At 44.0% G+C, this 17,826-nt stretch carries 20 protein-coding genes; all 20 read right to left on the minus strand.

From position 1 onward, the window contains the following. Positions 1-304: 304 nt before the first annotated feature. The gene (locus tag BM278_RS11005) at positions 305-703 is read right to left on the minus strand and encodes a S1 domain-containing RNA-binding protein (RefSeq protein WP_090949702.1); all 399 of its coding nucleotides are present in this window, start codon (positions 701-703) and stop codon (positions 305-307) included. Positions 704-781: 78 nt separating this feature from the next. Continuing rightward, positions 782-1,189: an FtsB family cell division protein gene (locus tag BM278_RS11010; protein WP_090949703.1), complete on the minus strand. Its 408-nt coding sequence runs from the start codon at positions 1,187-1,189 to the stop codon at positions 782-784. A gap of 18 nt (positions 1,190-1,207) precedes the next feature. After that, positions 1,208-1,819 (minus strand): spore cortex biosynthesis protein YabQ, encoded by a 612-nt coding sequence (gene yabQ, locus BM278_RS11015; RefSeq protein ID WP_090949705.1) that lies wholly within the window; start codon positions 1,817-1,819, stop codon positions 1,208-1,210. After that, on the minus strand, positions 1,816-2,121 hold the full coding sequence (yabP, locus tag BM278_RS11020; RefSeq protein WP_003247459.1) for a sporulation protein YabP: 306 nt from the start codon (positions 2,119-2,121) through the stop codon (positions 1,816-1,818). The genes yabQ and yabP overlap by 4 nt, the downstream gene beginning before the upstream one ends. A 113-nt stretch (positions 2,122-2,234) precedes the next feature. Beyond that, the gene (locus BM278_RS11025; RefSeq protein WP_090949706.1) at positions 2,235-2,507 is read right to left on the minus strand and encodes an RNA-binding S4 domain-containing protein; all 273 of its coding nucleotides are present in this window, start codon (positions 2,505-2,507) and stop codon (positions 2,235-2,237) included. A 15-nt stretch (positions 2,508-2,522) separates the two neighbouring features. Continuing rightward, complete coding sequence (gene yabN, locus BM278_RS11030) at positions 2,523-3,986, minus strand: bifunctional methyltransferase/pyrophosphohydrolase YabN (protein ID WP_090949708.1); 1,464 nt, start codon at positions 3,984-3,986, stop codon at positions 2,523-2,525. A 6-nt stretch (positions 3,987-3,992) separates the two neighbouring features. Further along, positions 3,993-5,576, minus strand: a complete 1,584-nt coding sequence (locus BM278_RS11035; protein WP_143093440.1) for a putative polysaccharide biosynthesis protein — start codon at positions 5,574-5,576, stop codon at positions 3,993-3,995. A gap of 338 nt (positions 5,577-5,914) precedes the next feature. Then, positions 5,915-6,451, minus strand: coding sequence for a stage V sporulation protein T (gene spoVT, locus BM278_RS11040; protein ID WP_090949709.1), 537 nt, complete (start codon positions 6,449-6,451; stop codon positions 5,915-5,917). 194 nt (positions 6,452-6,645) lie between these two features. Then, positions 6,646-10,179 (minus strand): transcription-repair coupling factor, encoded by a 3,534-nt coding sequence (gene mfd / locus BM278_RS11045; protein ID WP_090949711.1) that lies wholly within the window; start codon positions 10,177-10,179, stop codon positions 6,646-6,648. Positions 10,180-10,342: 163 nt separating this feature from the next. Further along, positions 10,343-10,573, minus strand: coding sequence for an anti-sigma-F factor Fin (gene fin, locus BM278_RS11050; protein WP_090949713.1), 231 nt, complete (start codon positions 10,571-10,573; stop codon positions 10,343-10,345). A 61-nt stretch (positions 10,574-10,634) separates the two neighbouring features. Continuing rightward, on the minus strand, positions 10,635-11,195 hold the full coding sequence (pth, locus tag BM278_RS11055) for an aminoacyl-tRNA hydrolase (RefSeq protein WP_167359625.1): 561 nt from the start codon (positions 11,193-11,195) through the stop codon (positions 10,635-10,637). 65 nt (positions 11,196-11,260) lie between these two features. Then, a complete protein-coding gene (locus tag BM278_RS11060; RefSeq protein ID WP_090949716.1) occupies positions 11,261-11,887 on the minus strand; it encodes a 50S ribosomal protein L25/general stress protein Ctc in 627 nt (208 codons plus the stop codon). Positions 11,888-11,979: 92 nt separating this feature from the next. Further along, entirely contained in the window at positions 11,980-12,927 is a 948-nt protein-coding gene (locus BM278_RS11065) for a ribose-phosphate diphosphokinase (RefSeq protein WP_090949718.1), read from the minus strand. A gap of 12 nt (positions 12,928-12,939) precedes the next feature. Then, entirely contained in the window at positions 12,940-14,319 is a 1,380-nt protein-coding gene (glmU, locus tag BM278_RS11070; RefSeq protein WP_090949719.1) for a bifunctional UDP-N-acetylglucosamine diphosphorylase/glucosamine-1-phosphate N-acetyltransferase GlmU, read from the minus strand. A 128-nt stretch (positions 14,320-14,447) separates the two neighbouring features. Beyond that, positions 14,448-14,738 (minus strand): septation regulator SpoVG, encoded by a 291-nt coding sequence (gene spoVG, locus BM278_RS11075; RefSeq protein ID WP_003247437.1) that lies wholly within the window; start codon positions 14,736-14,738, stop codon positions 14,448-14,450. 142 nt (positions 14,739-14,880) lie between these two features. Next, the gene (locus BM278_RS11080; RefSeq protein WP_090949721.1) at positions 14,881-15,255 is read right to left on the minus strand and encodes a RidA family protein; all 375 of its coding nucleotides are present in this window, start codon (positions 15,253-15,255) and stop codon (positions 14,881-14,883) included. Positions 15,256-15,281: 26 nt separating this feature from the next. Beyond that, positions 15,282-16,106, minus strand: coding sequence for a pur operon repressor (gene purR / locus BM278_RS11085; protein WP_090949723.1), 825 nt, complete (start codon positions 16,104-16,106; stop codon positions 15,282-15,284). Between the two features lie 55 nt (positions 16,107-16,161). After that, positions 16,162-17,031 (minus strand): 4-(cytidine 5'-diphospho)-2-C-methyl-D-erythritol kinase, encoded by an 870-nt coding sequence (gene ispE, locus BM278_RS11090; protein ID WP_090949725.1) that lies wholly within the window; start codon positions 17,029-17,031, stop codon positions 16,162-16,164. A gap of 208 nt (positions 17,032-17,239) precedes the next feature. Beyond that, positions 17,240-17,413: a small, acid-soluble spore protein, alpha/beta type gene (locus BM278_RS11095; protein WP_013876094.1), complete on the minus strand. Its 174-nt coding sequence runs from the start codon at positions 17,411-17,413 to the stop codon at positions 17,240-17,242. A gap of 106 nt (positions 17,414-17,519) precedes the next feature. After that, entirely contained in the window at positions 17,520-17,777 is a 258-nt protein-coding gene (veg, locus tag BM278_RS11100; RefSeq protein ID WP_017434468.1) for a biofilm formation stimulator Veg, read from the minus strand. Positions 17,778-17,826 lie beyond the last annotated feature (49 nt).

Below are 17,826 nucleotides of genomic sequence, written 5' to 3' on the forward strand. Positions count from 1 at the left end.
CTCGCCCTAGTGAGCCATATCTTCCATCGCCGATATAGCGAATATAAATTGTGAAACACACCGCTCTGGTCCGGAAAAGCGGCTAAAGTCGCAATTATTGCGTAAAATCCTTCCCGCAATCTAGCGAACCTAGACATCTGGAAAACAACACCGCTTTGTGCCGTTTCTTATTGCACAAATTCCGAAGCCTCCCGACACCATTAATAGACAAGGAAGCAAAGCATGCTATCCGCCGAAAATAAGAAAAGCATCTATCATGAAGATAGACGCTTTTTATCCATCGCGACATTCATTCAGCAGCAAGTTACCCACGTCTCGCGCCACGACCTCCCCGCTTTGATTCCATATGACGTCTGAGGGAAGCTAGACGATCTTCGCTTTCTTTGAGAAAGCGGCTGATTTTCTGCTCCAAGCTTTCTTTTGCGGCTCGATCATTGGCCTTATGGCGTGAGCGCTGCGAAGGCTGCGCGTCTTTTGCTTTTTTAATGGATAGCCCGATTTTCCCGTCTTTCTCGACGTTAATGACTTTGACGTTAACGACATCGCCAATTTTCAGATGATCGTTAATATCCTTCACGTAATTATCCGCTACCTCACTAATATGAACTAGCCCAGTTACACCTTCCGGCAGCTCCACAAACGCTCCGAACTTCGTAATCCCCGTTACTTTGCCTTGTAACTTGCTGCCTACTTCAATTGACATAAAAAAAGTGCTCCTCCTTAAAAACTTCAAAATTATTTTCTTTATTATAACGAAAGGAAAAAACAAGTGTCAATAATGTCAATGCCCAAATTTATCGGCATCGTAAGGAGGCGATTTCTTTTCGGGAACGACAAAAATAATTTCTCCTTCCTTCGACAAATAATATTTTTTTCTCGCCAACTCGGCGATATATTCGTCATCATGCAACTTTTTAATTTCTTCTTCCAGCTGTTTTTGCTGCTTTTCAAGCTTGTCTAACTGCTGTTCTATCCGCTTTTTATCCGCTAATTTCGCTTCAATCTCTTTCGATTGAGAGTGGAGGGTATAAAAAAATATCGAAGATAACGCCGCTAATAAAACGCTAAAAAACGCAAAGCGCACGATGGCGACCCGCCGTCTTCTCGACGCTTTCGTTCTCTTTTCTTCCTGAGCGGATATGTATGAAGATTGTAACTTTGTTACATTTGTTCTATGCGGTACGTTCATCTTTTCACACCTCCACTCTTATTTTCGCAATTTTAACGTCCATTTGACAATCATATTCTTCACTTGGTGAATAATTCCTGCTAAATAGCCGAAAAAATTTTTCAGCGTCTCTTTCCAATTTTGCGGGATTCCTCTCCAAATGAGAAAACCAATCCAGCGGACCGGAGCAAACAATATCTTTATACATTGGTACAACATGCGAAGAAAAACGAGAAACAATTTCCATATAAAAAACGAAAGCGCCAATAACGTTTGCAAAAGCAGCTGAATCGGACGAACGATCAAGTAATAGCATAAGCGAAGGAAAAAGCGGTATAACCGCGCTGCGAGCGAAATCACCCATTCGAGTACTTTTAAATATATCATACGAAACAAACTTTGATAAGCGGCATATCCGCATAAAATCGCTAAAAAAATGTAAAAGCGCAGCTCGCCTTCATTAACGAGCAATAAAATGTAAAAAAGAACAAGACCTTGAACAACCCAAAATAAAACATCATTGATAAAGACGACCCAATGTTTGCGGTTTTGCCGTTGCAAAAAGCGATTATACGTATCAAGCGCGGCGCCAAGCCAGCTGCCCATCCCGATCATCGCCAACATTGTCGCCAGCTGCGTCGTTAAACTCATTTGAACAACTTGCTAAAGAATCCTTTAGCCTTCTCCTGATGGTCATCTAAATAAACAAGGTCAAAAATTCTCCCTTTAATGGAAACGACCCCTTTATCCACATCTAAGTTTTTCATTTGCAAATTTTGCCCGCGAATCGATAAAAACCCCATCACCGTCTCAAGCAAAAATTCCTCATTATCGAAGCTTTCCACTTGTTTGACTCCCGTAATATCAAGGAGTCTTCTCCCCCGCATAATGACGTCATGCTCTTGGACAGGACCTTTATTCGTATTGCCTCCAAAATCATAATGTTGGCTCATGTTCATCCCCCGCATTCATATTGAAATCAAGTTTTTCCTAATCCGCGTTTGTACCATATGTATGAATGCAGGAGGAATTTTAGAACAAGCCTATGCGCGCGAATAAGCGGTCATTACTCCTCCGTTCCAGCGCCGACCCGCTCTTCGCGAATCACTTCATACAAATTAGCCGCTTCCTCTTTTTTTGTCGTTTCCTTCAAATCAGTCACTTTCACCGTCAGCTTTTTCTGCCCAAATTGAATCGTTAGTTCATCGCCCACTTTCACCGTCGAACTTGCTTTTGCAACGGCGCCGTTAATCGTGATGCGCCCTTGGTCCGCTACTTCTTTCGCTAACGTGCGGCGTTTAATCAGGCGGGAAACTTTTAAAAATTTGTCTAAACGCATATACGTCCTCTCCTTTTACCATCCTTTTTCTTTCGCTTCTTCCCAAAAACGATCCAACTCGGCAAGCGACAGCGACGTAAGCGCTACGCCGCTTTTCCGCGCCTGCTCTTCGATATAGGAAAAGCGCCGGTAAAATTTTTCGTTTGTCATATGTATTGCTTCCTCCGGGTTGATGTCATAATAGCGGGCGATATTGATAAGCGCAAATAAAATATCGCCAAATTCGCTAATGAGACGGGAACGGGTCGTTTTTTCTCCCGATGCCTCCCGTTTAAATTCGGCAATTTCTTCTTCTACTTTGTCCCACATCGGTTTGACATCGTCCCAATCGAACCCTACTTTTGCCGCCTTTTTCTGAAACTCGTACGCTTTTAAAATGCCTGGCAAGCTTTTCGGTATATCATCAAGCAAGGAAATAGGGCGGCCTTTCTTTTCTTTTTCTTTGATTCGCTGCCAATTTTCTACAACTTGTTCTGCGTTGTCAACGATGACGTCACCGAATACGTGCGGATGGCGGCGAATCATTTTTTCGGTAATCCCGCGGATGACATCATCAATGGAAAACATTCCTTCATCTTCGCCAATTTGCGCATGAAGCACGACTTGCAAAAGCACGTCGCCAAGCTCCTCGACCATATGTTCATCGTCGTTTTCATCGATCGCCTCAAACAGTTCATACGTTTCTTCAAGCAAATACCGTTTCAGCGATTCGTGCGTTTGTTTGTGGTCCCATGGACAGCCGTTCGGTCCCCGCAATGTCGCGATCACGCGCCGCAGCGTTTCGAAACGGTGATAAAGCATCGTTTCCTCGCGGACAGGCGGGACATATACGCTCGTTAAATTGTTTAATGTCACAGCGCGGTCAAGTTCATATAACGGAATTTTCGTCACTTTCTCTTCTTTGCTTCCCGCCGCCGTCACGATATAGACGGGATAGTCGTCAGGAAGCTGCTCCATTAACGTCAATTTCACCTCAGAGGCAATAAATGAATCATACACTTGGCAAAAAATCGTATGCTTTGTTAATTGCCATTCATCCCCTTGAAACGAAGTGGCATCAATGAGCTGAAACCCTTCGATCGGATCAATCTTTAACGCGGTAAACAAAGCATCTAAAAAGCTTTGGCCTCCCTCGATGACGACGCGGCATTGCTTGCGCTGTTCCGCTTCGAGCAAAAGCTGCACCGTCTTTTCCGCTACAAGCGGATGGCCGGGAACGGCGTAAAACACATCGCTTTTTTGCGCCTGTTCCAGTAAAATAGCCACCATTTCCTCATATACGTCTGCAAATCGTTCATGTTTTTCGTAAATGGCATCAAATGACGTAAACGAAACCCCCTCCGCTTGCAGGGCATGGACAACCGGATGTTCTTTCGTGCGCAAAAAAAGCGGAGAAGCGGTTTTCAGCTTCCGATATATGCCTAAAGGCAGCTGCTCAATATCGCCAGCACCTAAACCGAAAACATAAATCGTATTCATCATCGATCACCTGTTTTCTAATAGTAAACGTAGTTTATCGCCAAATGGGAAAAAGGACAATTCCTGTTGCGAAAATACATTTCCTTTTATGATTATTATAATATACGTAGCGCCGCCAAGCAGCACTCCGGCCACCGCTTCACCAGTCGCAAACAGGCGGCCGCCGCCCACTGTCTCCGCAAGCAGCGTGTATAACTGCAACACGACAACCATCGCTGCCGCTGCTTTTATCACAGGATACAAATACGTCTTCTTCGGAAAGCGAACGTCTAGCTTCCGTTGCAACATAACGTACAAAAAACACGCCATCGCCGCGTAAGACAACGCCGTAGCAACGGCGGCACCGGCCGTCCCGAATAAAGGGACCAACAGCCAATTACAGACGGCTTTTCCTGCTACCGCTACACACACACCCGCCACCGCTATCCATTCATGTCCCATTCCTTGCAATAACGCCGAAAGCGTAAGCGCCAATGTCGTAAAGAAGATCGAAGCGGCCAAAATCGCCAACGGAAGTGAACCAAGATCATTTTCAAATAACATAATGTTCACAGGACGGATGAGACACATCAATCCTAATGAAGCTCCTAATCCGATGACAGTGGCGATGCGCAACGATAAATCTGTTTTTTCGCGAATCAATTGTTCGTCTTCGCGCCTTTTTGCTCCGGAAATGAGCGGAACAAGCGCTAGCGAAAACGAAGTCGCTACCACCGTGCCGAGCTGGATAAGAGGTTGTCCGCGATCGTAAATTCCCTTTAATATCTTTGCATGTTCGAAGCTTTCTTTGCCACGTTCGACAAGCAACGGCAATAACGAAAACGAGTCGACCAATTGTGTGAGCGTTAATGCCATATTCGTCACACAAATAATGAACCCTTCGATGAACAAATATGAAATAATGCGCTTGGCACCCGCGCTTTTCCATGTGATATGTATTTTTTCGGTATTTCCCCTTCTCATCCAATACGCTGTCAATAAAAGCAGCGCGGTCAAGCCCCCGGCGAATGAACCAAACATCGCCGCCGCTCCAGCATCATATACGGTCCGTCCGCCTTTGATAAACAAATACGACAAAACAATAATCGTCATCACGCGAACGAGCTGTTCCCCAACTTGAGAAACGGCGGTCGGGACCATGTTGTTTTTTCCTTGAAAATAGCCACGCAATAAAGCGATAAACGGAAATAGCAAAAATGAAAACGAGAGGAGGCGAACAAGCGGGGCGAGCCCCACGTCTCCCATCCATATCGCGATTTGTTCCGCCCCTATATAGAGAATGGAAAAAATAAGTAAACCGAGTAAACATAAGAACAAAAGCGACACTTGCAAAACGGAAACAACGCCTTTTGGATCGCGGTCAGCAACACGTTCTGCCACGAGCTTCGAAATGACAATAGGATAGCCGTATAGCGCCAATGACATCACAATGCCGTAAATCGGATACACTTGCTGATAAATATAAAAGCCGACATCACCAACGATATTCTGATACGGAACGCGATAAAAAGCGCTTAATAGTTTCGTCACAAAGGCGGCAACAGTTAAGACGACCGCACCTCTCCATATCTTTTCTTCCGGCGATCTCATCGTGTTTCTCCTTCCGCGCTAATACTGCGACAACGATCAAATCTGTGTAAAATTTCGCTTTCGGCTCAGCGAATTAGGTTTTGGGAAGAAAATAAAACTGCTTCTTTGTTGTTTCTTTTTACACCAAATTTTATTATTCCGTAAAAAGCGGAATTTTCAAGTCTCACTTATGCGCGACGATCGCTCGTTTTCTTAAGTCTTGCTTATACCTCTCCATACGCGATCAATTATTTGCGAAGTTTTTGATTTTCTGCAACAAACAAACGTTGATAACGTTGCTATTATAGCGCAAAAGAAAAAGGCAGCATAGCAAGCTACCTTTTTCCGTTCATGTCGTTTTATTGCTCCATTTGCCGAGCCAAAAAGCCAGCGGCTGTCTCGACCGCTTTATGTTCCACTTCGCCAAGCACTTTCTCTTTTGACAAAATGATAACAGCGCCAATCGGATCGCCGTTTGCCACAATTGGCCCAATCGTATACGATTTCAACGTTTCGGAAACTCCATCGACAAGTTCCGCTTCTCCTTCTTCCGTATGAAGGACAGAGTTTCGCTCTTCCATCGCTTTTTCCACTAATGGACCGACGTTTTTGTTCAAATATTCTTTTTTCGAAACACCCGCAACCGCGATGAAAACGTCGCGATCGCAAATCAATACAGGTTGCCCTAAGCTGTCAAACAATGCGTCCGCATATTCCTTTGCAAAATCGCCTAATTCGCTAATTGGCGAATATTTTTTTAAAATGACTTCGCCATCGCGATCAACAAATATTTCGAGCGGGTCCCCTTCCCGAATGCGCAACGTTCTGCGGATTTCTTTCGGAATGACAACCCTTCCTAAATCATCGATTCGACGGACAATACCAGTTGCTTTCATCTACAGATGCCCTCACTTTCATCTAGGATTTGAAGAATACGCCGATGAATCCTTGTTATGGCGAATTCACCATTGCTGTGATTAGTATCCTTCACAATCCAAGTTATATACGCGATGAAAGTGATTTTCTCAATTTTAGATAAAATTACCCATCCTTCATTATCGACGATTTTTTCGAAACATAAACATCTCGTTTATGCGATAATCGATTTTTCATCTTTTACGCCGGAAAGCTCTTTTAACGTTTCATATAAAATCATCAGCCATTCTTGCGGTTTTAAGTCTTTAATATACAAAACAATTTTTAGTTTGGAACCGTCCATGCCAAATCCGAATAAGCGGCCGTATTGTCCGCCGATTTTCGATAAACGTTGAATTTCCACTTCTTTGGATGCTTTCTCAGCAAATAAAATGTCAATTTGCTGTTTCTGTTGTTTAATCGATTCCACTCCTACTTGTTTGGCATACACTTTAATTTCGGCAATTTGGAATAAATAAGCGACTTCGTCCGGATATTCTCCAAAGCGATCAAGCATTTCCTCACGCAGCGTTTCGACGTCCTCCATCGTCTCTACCGCTTTAAAACGCTTGTACATATCAATTTTTTGCAACCCGTCAGAAATATACGTGTCTGGAATATAAGCGTCGACTTCTAAATCGATCGTTACTTCATGCTTTTCTTCTTCTTGTTTGATTCCTTTCCGTTTCTCGATCGCTTCTTTCAGCATTTGCGAATATAAATCAAAGCCGACGGAATCGATAAATCCGTGCTGTTCTGCCCCTAATATATTTCCGGCGCCGCGAATCGACAAGTCGCGCATCGCAATTTTAAACCCTGAGCCAAGCTCGGTAAATTCTTTGATTGCTTGTAAACGTTTTTCAGCAGCTTCATTGAGTACTTTATCTTTTCGATATGTGAAATATGCGTATGCAACGCGATTAGAACGCCCAATGCGGCCGCGCAGCTGATACAATTGCGATAATCCCATGCGGTCCGCATCATAAACAATCAGCGTGTTCACATTTGGAATGTCAACGCCTGTTTCAATAATCGTCGTGGTGACAAGCACGTCATATTGTCCTTCCAAAAACGCTAGCATCGTTGATTCCAATTCCGTTTCCGACATCCGTCCATGCACATACGTCACGCGCGCTTCCGGCACAAGCTGCGAAATTTCTTCCGCCTTCACATCAATATCTTCAATATGGTTGTATAAGAAAAAGACTTGCCCATCCCTTGCCAGCTCCCGTTCAATCGCCTCCCGCACCAACTCAGGGGTATATTCCATCACATACGTTTGCACCGGGAACCGGTTTTCTGGAGGTGTTTCAATAATCGACAGGTCGCGTACACCGATCATGGACATATGCAACGTTCTCGGAATTGGTGTCGCCGTTAGCGTCAACACATCAATATTTGCCTTAAGCTGCTTAATTTTTTCCTTATGAGTGACGCCAAATCGCTGTTCTTCGTCAATAATGAGCAATCCTAAATCTTTAAACTGGACGTCTTTCGATAATAGGCGGTGTGTGCCGATGACCATATCGATCGTCCCGTCTTTCAGCCCTTTAATCGTTTCGGCTTGCTGTTTTCTAGTGCGAAAGCGGTTTAAAAGCCCAACGGTAATCGGAAAACCTTGGAACCGCTCCCGGACCGTTTCGTAATGCTGCTGTGCCAAAATCGTCGTCGGCACGAGAAACGCGACTTGTTTTCCATCCATAATCGCTTTAAACGCCGCCCGCAGCGCCACTTCCGTTTTTCCGTAGCCAACGTCGCCGCAAAGAAGGCGGTCCATCGGCTTGTCACTTTCCATATCGCGCTTGATTTCTTCAATCGAACGGAGTTGATCTTCCGTTTCTTGGTACGGAAACGCCGCTTCAAATTCCCGCTGCATTTCTGTATCCGGGGAGAACGCGTATCCTTTGCTTGCTTCCCGCTCCGCATACAGTTTAATCAAATCTTCAGCGATATCTTGGACGGACGATTCCACTTTCTTTTTCACTTTTTTCCATTCGGATCCGCCTAATTTATAAATCTTCGGCTCTTTCCCTTCGGATCCTACGTATTTTTGCACTTGATCGATTTGATCGACAGGCACATACAACGTATCACTGCCTTGATATTGAATATGAATATAATCTTTATGGACGCCGTTAATTTCCAATGTTTCGATTCCTAAATATTTGCCGATGCCGTGGTTCACATGCACAACATAGTCGCCCACTTGCAATTCCGAATAGCTTTTAATGCGTTCCGCGTTCGACAGTTTTTGGCGGCGAATTGGTCTTTTTACCCGCTTTTTAAACAATTCTTCTTCCGTAATCACGGCAAGCTTTTGCATCGGCAGCTCGAATCCTGTGTTTAAATCGCCCTCGATAATTTGATATTTGCCGTGCATCAACGTCGCTTCACGGCTTAACGGGGCGACATCGATTTCGTAGTCTTCTAGCACCGCTTGCAACTTTTTCATCCGTTCCGCGTTCGGCGCTAAAAAAACGACAGCGTATTTTGCTTTTTTCCAACGCTCTAACTCAGACTTAAGCAGCGACATTTGCCCATGGAAGTTTTGCATTTGTTTGCAGGAAATATTCACGATATTCTCTGGACGTGTATGCGGAACATGGCGAAGAAAGATGGATAAATAAATCCGCTGTTTGCGATGCTTCTGCAATAATTGAGAAAAAGAGTGAGAAATTGGTATGTCATGGATAATTTTTCCTTCCGAAAGCAAACTTGTATACCATTCCGCCTCTTCTTTATCTAGGCTTTCCGCCACCTCTTGCAATCTGCTCATTTCGTCCATCAACAATATTCCATTTTCCGGCATGTAGTCTAGCAAACTAGCAGGTTCGTCATAAAAGAGCGCCGTATACTTATATTGCTGTTCAATTTCTTGTCCTTGTTTCAATTGTTCCAGTTCTGACGACACGTGTTCTAACAATAATTGCTTGGCTTTCTCATCTTTTAATTTGTTGAGACTTTTCGCTAATCCCGCTTCAATTTGCGCAATTCCCCGCTCTAGCATTTCCCCATAAACAATCATTTCATCGGCGGGCCCAACGGTTACTTGTTGCACTTCATCGCGAGAGCGCTGATCATCCGCGGTAAACGTGCGGATCGATTCGATTTCCGTATCAAACAGTTCAATCCGATAAGGTAATTCCGCCGTTAATGGATAAATATCAATAATGCCGCCGCGAACGCTAAATTCCCCAGGGGCTGACACGGTTGCCACACGCTTGTACCCCATTTGCACAAACTGCTTCTTGCAATGTTCGATATCGATATTTTGCTGAACCTCCAATGTCAATATATGATTTTTCCATAACGACACAGGAGGAAGCAGACGTCGCAATCCGGCGACAGGACAAATGACAATACCTTTGTTGTGTTTCATCCAATAATTCATCACTTCTAAACGCTGCGCCTTCAGTTCTGGACTGGCGATCGCCATTTCCGCGGCAATTACTTCGTTTACCGGATAGAGAAATACCTCTTCCGGCCCAAGAAGTTGAACAATGTCGTCATATATTTTTTGCGCTTGAAATAAATTATGCGTAATCACCAAGAGCGGTCGATCTGTTTCTTTATATAACGATGAAATGAAAACAGACCGGGCGGAACCAGATAACCCGGCGACAAGCTGCTCTCTCAGCCCAGCCTCGACACCCCCGATGATAGAACGAATATCTTGATTTTTAGCGAAATAGTGATGCAATGAAAGCACCCCTATTCTCCCTCCTCTCAACAAAACTACAATTGTTTTTTATTTTTGCTCTCATGTGTCATCATGCTTTATTCTTCCACGAAAAATATTAACTAGTTGTTTCAATACAGACGAAGTTTTTATATTTTTCAAAAATACAAAAATGCTTTGGTTGCCCAAAGCCTTAATGTATAAACTTTTCATACTGATGCAGTTCAGGATTTCTCGCTAACGCCTCTTGGCAATCTTCACAAATCGTTTTTACGTGGATATCGCCGTCTGGCTGATATGCAATCATCTCCAATCGTTCTTCCTCTGTCAAATGATGAAAGCCCAATTGTTCGCTATAGATCGAAACTCTATCAATCGTGCCTACTTTTGTTCCACAATGTCGACAGTAATAATGCAATGCCATGAAACAAACCTCCTAATGGGCGTATCTATATGTTATTTTGCACCAATTAGGAGGAGAATATTCACGCATTAAATTCATTCATCACTTGCAAAAACGGCGCAGTAACAGCTTTTTCACACGCATCAGCCGAGCGTAAAATCGCTTCCATGATCGCGCCGCTTTCTTCTTCGTGAAAGCGGCCCAACACATAATCGATCACCTTTTGCCCGTTCGTCGGGCGCCCGATGCCGATCCGAATCCGTTTGAATTCTTGCGTTCCTAAATGATGAATCAGCGACTTAATGCCATTATGTCCGCCGGCGCTTCCTTTCATGCGCAAACGAATTTTTCCGACAGGAAGATCAAGGTCATCATATATCACAATCAAATCGTTTATATCAATGCGATAATAATCGATTAACGGTCGGACGCATTCCCCTGATAAATTCATATATGTTAATGGCTTACACAATATCACTTTTTCGCCGGAAATGACCTTCGAGGCAATCATCCCATTAAATTTCGCTGCTTGAAAAGAAATATTCCATCGTTTTGCAAGCTCATCGATGACCATAAATCCAACGTTATGCCTCGTTTGTTCATATTCTTTCCCTGGGTTGCCAAGGCCGACAAATAATTTCAACACTCGGTCTCCTCTCTTTGCGTTGATAGTACAAAAGACGTAACCGAAAACGGCTACGTCCGAGTTTATGCGTCTGAAGTCGTTTCTCCTTCTGCGACAGGGCGACCAGATTCTTGCTGTTCGCCGCTATCCATTTCCTCTTCTTGTTGCGGCGGCAAGATCGTCGCAATCACTTCAGAAGGCTCATGGTTAATTTTGTATTTTCCGTCTGTTTTTATGTCCGCTACTGTAATCGTATCGCCGATTTGCAAATTTGAAATATCGATATCGATCGATGCAGGAATATTTGCTGGCAATACGCGGATCGACAATTGATGCAGATTTTGCTGCAACACACCGCCAGCTTTTTCCCCGGCAGCTTCGCCGATGAAACGAATATCTACATCTATATCCACTTCCGTCGACATATCGACCGCTTGAAAATCAACGTGAATAATATTGCCGCGGAGCGGATCTCTTTGGATATCCCTCAATAATACAGAATAATCCTCATCGTTTAATTTTAATGTAATCAGACTATGCCGTCCGGCTTCGCGAATCGTTTTTTGAAAATCGGAACCATTGACAAAAATCATTTTGTTTTCAACGTTTTTTCCATACAAGATTCCAGGAATATTTCCTTGTAAACGAATGCGTCGAGTTGTTGAATGTCTTCTATCAGTGCGTTCTTTTGCTTCTAGTACTACAGCCATGTTTTCTCACCTTCCTGAATTAGAATTTAGAATCAATTAGAATCTAATTGATACTTTATCCTAAAACAAGAAGGGCTAAACATGCGTGTACATTAGTCAAACAATACACTGACAGACTTCATTTCATATACGCGTGTAATTGCCTCCGCAATGAGCGGCGCAACTGACAGCTCTACAATTTTATCAATTTTCTTTTCTTCTGGCAACGCAATTGTATTGGTGACAACAAGTTCTTTAATTTTCGAATTTTGAATGCGTTCAATCGCTGGTCCCGATAATACTGGGTGCGTGCAGCACGCATATACTTCTTTCGCGCCGTTTTCGACTAGAGCGTTGGCCGCTAATGTGATCGTTCCAGCTGTATCAATGATATCATCGATTAAAATCGCTGTCTTTCCTTGTACTTGCCCAACGATATTCATTACCTCCGCCACATTCGGCTTCGGTCGACGCTTATCAATAATGGCGATCGGCGCTTTTAGACGGTCGGCAAGCTTGCGCGTCCGCGTCACCCCTCCGTGGTCTGGAGAAACGACAACAATATCATCAAGATTTTTGCTTTTAAAATACTCGGCTAAAATCGGAACCCCCATTAAATGATCGATCGGAATGTCAAAAAATCCTTGAATTTGCGGCGCGTGCAAATCAAGCGTGATGACGCGGGAAGCTCCTGCCGTTTCTAAAAGGTTTGCCACCAATTTCGCCGTAATCGGCTCGCGGGAGCGCGCTTTTCGGTCTTGGCGGGCATATCCATAGTAAGGCATTACAATATTAATCGTTTTTGCGGAAGCACGTTTTAACGCATCGATCATAATCAATAATTCCATTAAATGCTCGTTCACCGGCACGCTTGTTGATTGAATGACAAAAACATCATCGCCGCGGATGCTTTCTTCAATGTTGATTTGGATTTCGCCATCGCTAAAGCGGGAAACCGAGCATTTTCCTAATTCTATCCCCATCACTTGCGCAATTTCTTCGGCCAGCTTCATATTGGAATTTAACGCAAACAATTTTAAGTTATGATGACATTCAGACATGATAAACCTCCATTACGAATTTTTCTTAATAGAAAGGCGGTCCACATAATTCTCTTTATTTACTTGCCGAGCGCGGGCAATTGACAGCGCATTTGCGGGAACATCATCCGTAATCGTCGAACCAGCAGCGACATAAGCGCCTTTCCCAACCGTCACCGGAGCAATCAAATTCACATTACAGCCGATAAACGCTCCATCTTCAATTTTTGTCATATATTTATTTTTCCCATCGTAATTTACGGTAATGGATCCGCAGCCAAGGTTGACGTCCGCGCCGATTTCCGCATCGCCGATGTAGCTTAAGTGTGATGCTTTACTTCCTTTGCCAAACACCGACTTTTTCACTTCAACAAAATTGCCGATGCGAACTTCATCCGCGATTTTCGATGACGGGCGGATATGGGCAAACGGCCCGATCGTCACATCGTTGCCAATTTCGCTATCGTGCGCGACAGAGTGGCGAATCGTGGTGCCGTTTCCAATCAGACAGTCTTTAATTTCTGAATTTGGCCCGATAATGCAATCTTCGCCAATCACTGTTTTCCCTTCAATGACAGTCCCGGGATAAATCACGGTATCGCGGCCGATTTGCGCCTCTGCCGATATATACGTATGAGCAGGATCAATAATCGTGACCCCGTTCATCATATGTTTGCGGCAAATCCGCGCGCGCATAATTTTTTCCGCTTCGGCGAGAGCAGCGCGGTCATTCACCCCGATCGTTTCTTCAAAAGATGGGGCTTCGTACGCGGAAATGATGCCGCCATTGGATTTTAAAATTTCAATGACATCTGTTAAATAATATTCGCCTTGTGCATTATTGTTCGAAACATGTGTAAGCGCTTCAAATAAAGATTTGTTATCAAAGCAATATGTTCCCGTGTTAATTTCTTTGATGGCACGTTCCTGTTCGCTTGCATCTTTATGTTCGACAATTTTTTCAACATTCCCATAAGAATCGCGAACAATGCGGCCATATCCGGCAGGATTATCCGCAACTGCCGTCAAAATCGTCGCTTTTGCCTTTGTCGCAAGATGATGATCAAGCAAAGCTTGCATCGTTTCAGCGGTAATTAACGGTGTGTCTCCGCATACAACGAGCGTTACTCCATCTTTTTCACGCAAATAGGAGGCTGCTTGCATCACCGCATGCGCCGTTCCTAATTGCTCTTGTTGAAGGGCATATTCGCTTTGGTCGCCAAGCTGTGCTTTTACTTGTTCGGCGCCAAAGCCAACAACGGTAATCAGCTTTTCTATCCCTAGCTGCAAAACTTGGTCCGCCACATGCTGGACCATTGGCTTGCCGCAAACAGGGTGCAATACTTTATATTGCTTCGACTTCATCCTTGTCCCCTGTCCAGCCGCCAATATGACCGCATATCGTTTTACCATATAGAAGGCCTCCAATTACCTTTTTATCCATAATTGAATATATCTCAATTAGTAGTGTATTTCAAGGAAACAATTTTTCCAGAAAATATAAAGAGCCTGTCCATGGGAACAGGCCCTTTTCCATATTTTTATGAAGCACCAGCTTCTTCAAGTTCTTCTTCCAACTTACCTAAACGGTGATACTCAGCCAATATTGCCTCTTGAATTTTTCCGCGCGTCGCCGAGTTAATCGGGTGGGCAATATCGCGAAATTCTCCATCTGGAGTGCGCTTGCTCGGCATTGCGACAAACAATCCGTTATTGCCATCGATCACGCGGATATCGTGGACAACGAATTCGTTATCCAATGTGATAGAGGCAATCGCTTTCATACGTCCTTCGGTATTCACGCGGCGTAATCTTACGTCAGTAACTTCCATTATGCTCACCACCTTTTCCCTATATAAGACTTGATTAATTTATTCCACATGTTGTTGTTTATTTCCTTCTTTTTTTTTGAAAATTTTTTATAAATTCGCTGGTTACATGTGGAATAACTTTTAGGGAAAAGGCGGGCAGCGATTACCGAACGAGCGCGACCACTTCGATTTCCACCAATGCGTCTTTTGGCAGTCTCGCCACTTCCACGCAAGAACGCGCCGGTTTATGGTTTGTAAAGTATTGGCTATATACTTCATTCATTGCCGCAAAATCATCCATGTTTTTCAAAAATACCGTTGTTTTCACAACCGTATCCAGCGACGCTCCGGCCGCTTCCAACACCGCTTTTAAATTTTGAAACACTTGATGGGTTTGCGCTTTTATGTCGCCTTGCACCATCTCTCCTTCTGGGGTAAGCGGAATTTGCCCTGAGCTATAAAACATGTTGTTAACGATAATCCCTTGCGAATATGGACCGATCGCTTGCGGCGCTTTATTCGTTTCTACTTTTTTCATTGCATTCGCTCTCCTTTCCCATTTATCTATTCCATAAAATGAATATAATTTCCTGCTTTTACGGTAATTTGTTTTTCTTTCACATCAACGGAAGATAGTTTGACGAGCGAAATATATTCATCGACAAGCCGCTCTTTCGTCTCCTCCGATTCGACAAGAACGCCAATGCCGGAAAGTTTGGCGTTAAATTCATTCAATAAGTTCACCATGCCATTTACCGTTCCGCCCGCTTTCATAAAATCATCGATAATTAAAACATTCGCTCCTTCGGCTAAACTCCGCTTCGCCAACACCATCGTTTGAATTCGTTTAGAAGAACCAGAAACATAGTTAATGCTGACCATCGACCCTTCCGTTACTTTGTTGTCATGACGGACGATCACGACGGGAACATACAAAAAGTGCGCTACCGCATAAGCGAGCGGAATTCCTTTTGTCGCGATCGTCATGACGACATCTACCGGGCGGTCGGCGAAAATCGACGCATATAGGCGACCGATTTTATTGACAACACGAGGGTCACCAAGGATATCCGTCATATATAAATAGCCACCAGGCAGCAGCCGATCTGGGCGCGATAGCTGTTCGCATAAATATGTAACGATCTCGTCCGCTTCCTGTTTCGACATTTTCGGAATATATTGGACTCCGCCCGCCGCGCCCGGCAGCGTTTTGATCGTGCCGATTCCTTGTTGTTCAAACGTTTGCTTGACAATCGCTAAGTCCTCACTAATCGATGACTTTGCTGATTCATAACGCTCTGCAAAAAACGTAAGCGGGATAAGCTGATGAGGCCGTTCTAGAAGATAATGAGTCATATCTACTAAACGGCCACTGCGCCTTAATTTCATAGAGGACCTCCTAAAACCGAATATTTTAAGGTAAATATACCAAAAATATACGTGTTTAATCAAGTGAATGTTGTTCGCCTAATATCCGCACTGCAAACACTTGATCGCAAAAACCGCGAAGTCCGTTATAAATTCGCTGCAACCTTGAATCATGCTGAACGAGTCCAAACACCGTCGGCCCGCTGCCGCTCATCAATGCCGCATCCGCTCCAAACCGCTTCATTTGCTCTTTAATGTGCGCCACTTCCGGATGCATTTTTAATGTCACTTCCTCTAATACGTTTCCGACTAGTTTGCAAATAGCTGCATAATCTTGGCTTTCAATCGCCTCTACCATTCCATCCACATCCGGGTGCCGAATCTCGTCCAACTTTAAATTCCGGTACACTTCGGCAGTAGACACGCCGATCGATGGTTTCGCTAAAATCACCCAACATGGCGGCGGGGAAGCAATCGGCATAATTTTTTCGCCTCGCCCTGTTGCAACCGCGGTTCCACCATAAACGCAAAACGGGACGTCAGAACCGATTTGCGCGCCTAGTTCCGCCAATTCATCAAGTGTAAGCCCTAAACGCCAAAGCTTGTTTAAACCGCGGAGCGTCGCCGCGGCGTCGCTGCTTCCTCCGGCCAGCCCTGCCGCTACTGGAATATTTTTCGTAATGGAAATCGCCACTCCTTGTTTGATGCCAAATGTATCTTTCAATACTTTTGCAGCTTGATACGCCAAATTGCGGTCGTCATCGGGAACAAATCGGTTTTGCGAAATAATTTGTATCGCATCATCAGAACGCGGAATTAATTCGATTCGATCCGCCAGATCAATCGTTGTCATTACCATCTTTACTTCATGATATCCATCCGGCCGTTTATGTAATACGTCCAGCGATAAATTGATTTTTGCCGGCGCCTTGACCAATACCTTCAAACGTTCCACCTACTTTAATGACTAATGACTTCGAACTTTCTTGCAAGATCCATTTACCATAATAGCATAAATTACGTATACTGCTAACAAGCAGAAACGTGTAAATTTGCCGATTCAAAACAATACGGCAAACAAAGTCAAACAAAAAGCCGAAGCGATGTTGCTTCGGCTGCCGCGGCTGTTTTTATTTTTTCGTAAGTTGGCACTATCATCTTTTCAACAGCTGTCGTTCAGCCATTTCAATCGCCAATTTCACCATATTTCCAGCGTCTTTTGCGCGGATCGCTCCCCATCCTTCTTTTTGAACGACATCATAAAAGCCTAATTCTTTTGCTAACTCTTCTTTAAAGCGTTGCGACATAATGCCACGACGTCGACCCAATGCGAGCAACCCCTTTCAAATCGCCGCGACAGTTTTAGTATGAAAAAAAACGCGCACGTTTATGTTGCCCGATTTATGACAAAAATAAAAAGCAGCAAACAAATGTCTACTGCCCACCCGCCTTATCGTCATCTAAAAACGTCAATTTGACTGTCTCTGTTAACACATCAGCGTAACTAAATGACACCCGTTCGAACGCGTTTTCTTTTTGGTCGAGTTCAATAACAAACACAGATGGATACGTTTCTGCTAAAATTCCGCACCGCTCAATCGTTTTTCTTCGCCCGCCGTTAGCGCGTAACGTCAAACGTCTGCCGATGTTAGAATCCAACGTTTTTTTAATATCGGATAAAGTTTTTGGCATTCGCTATCCACCTCACTGTTTGTAATTATAACAAAATTTATTCCCAAAG

The sequence above is a fragment of the Parageobacillus thermantarcticus genome, assembly GCF_900111865.1.
GTDB classification, from domain to species: Bacteria; Bacillota; Bacilli; order Bacillales; family Anoxybacillaceae; genus Parageobacillus; species Parageobacillus thermantarcticus.

What these genes read in the sequence shown, in the direction of transcription:
- BM278_RS11080 (WP_090949721.1), bottom strand. Translation starts at nt 15,255, where the DNA reads ATGAAAAAAGTAGAAACGAATAAAGCGCCGCAAGCGATCGGTCCATAT.
- BM278_RS11010 (WP_090949703.1), bottom strand. Translation starts at nt 1,189, where the DNA reads ATGAACGTACCGCATAGAACAAATGTAACAAAGTTACAATCTTCATAC.
- yabP (WP_003247459.1), bottom strand. Translation starts at nt 2,121, where the DNA reads ATGAGCCAACATTATGATTTTGGAGGCAATACGAATAAAGGTCCTGTC.
- BM278_RS11065 (WP_090949718.1), bottom strand. Translation starts at nt 12,927, where the DNA reads ATGTCTGAATGTCATCATAACTTAAAATTGTTTGCGTTAAATTCCAAT.
- purR (WP_090949723.1), bottom strand. Translation starts at nt 16,106, where the DNA reads ATGAAATTAAGGCGCAGTGGCCGTTTAGTAGATATGACTCATTATCTT.
- spoVG (WP_003247437.1), bottom strand. Translation starts at nt 14,738, where the DNA reads ATGGAAGTTACTGACGTAAGATTACGCCGCGTGAATACCGAAGGACGT.
- spoVT (WP_090949709.1), bottom strand. Translation starts at nt 6,451, where the DNA reads ATGAAAGCAACTGGTATTGTCCGTCGAATCGATGATTTAGGAAGGGTT.
- BM278_RS11025 (WP_090949706.1), bottom strand. Translation starts at nt 2,507, where the DNA reads ATGCGTTTAGACAAATTTTTAAAAGTTTCCCGCCTGATTAAACGCCGC.
- glmU (WP_090949719.1), bottom strand. Translation starts at nt 14,319, where the DNA reads ATGGTAAAACGATATGCGGTCATATTGGCGGCTGGACAGGGGACAAGG.
- yabQ (WP_090949705.1), bottom strand. Translation starts at nt 1,819, where the DNA reads ATGAGTTTAACGACGCAGCTGGCGACAATGTTGGCGATGATCGGGATG.
- yabN (WP_090949708.1), bottom strand. Translation starts at nt 3,986, where the DNA reads ATGAATACGATTTATGTTTTCGGTTTAGGTGCTGGCGATATTGAGCAG.
- BM278_RS11035 (WP_143093440.1), bottom strand. Translation starts at nt 5,576, where the DNA reads ATGAGATCGCCGGAAGAAAAGATATGGAGAGGTGCGGTCGTCTTAACT.
- BM278_RS11005 (WP_090949702.1), bottom strand. Translation starts at nt 703, where the DNA reads ATGTCAATTGAAGTAGGCAGCAAGTTACAAGGCAAAGTAACGGGGATT.
- fin (WP_090949713.1), bottom strand. Translation starts at nt 10,573, where the DNA reads ATGGCATTGCATTATTACTGTCGACATTGTGGAACAAAAGTAGGCACG.
- BM278_RS11060 (WP_090949716.1), bottom strand. Translation starts at nt 11,887, where the DNA reads ATGGCTGTAGTACTAGAAGCAAAAGAACGCACTGATAGAAGACATTCA.
- veg (WP_017434468.1), bottom strand. Translation starts at nt 17,777, where the DNA reads ATGCCAAAAACTTTATCCGATATTAAAAAAACGTTGGATTCTAACATC.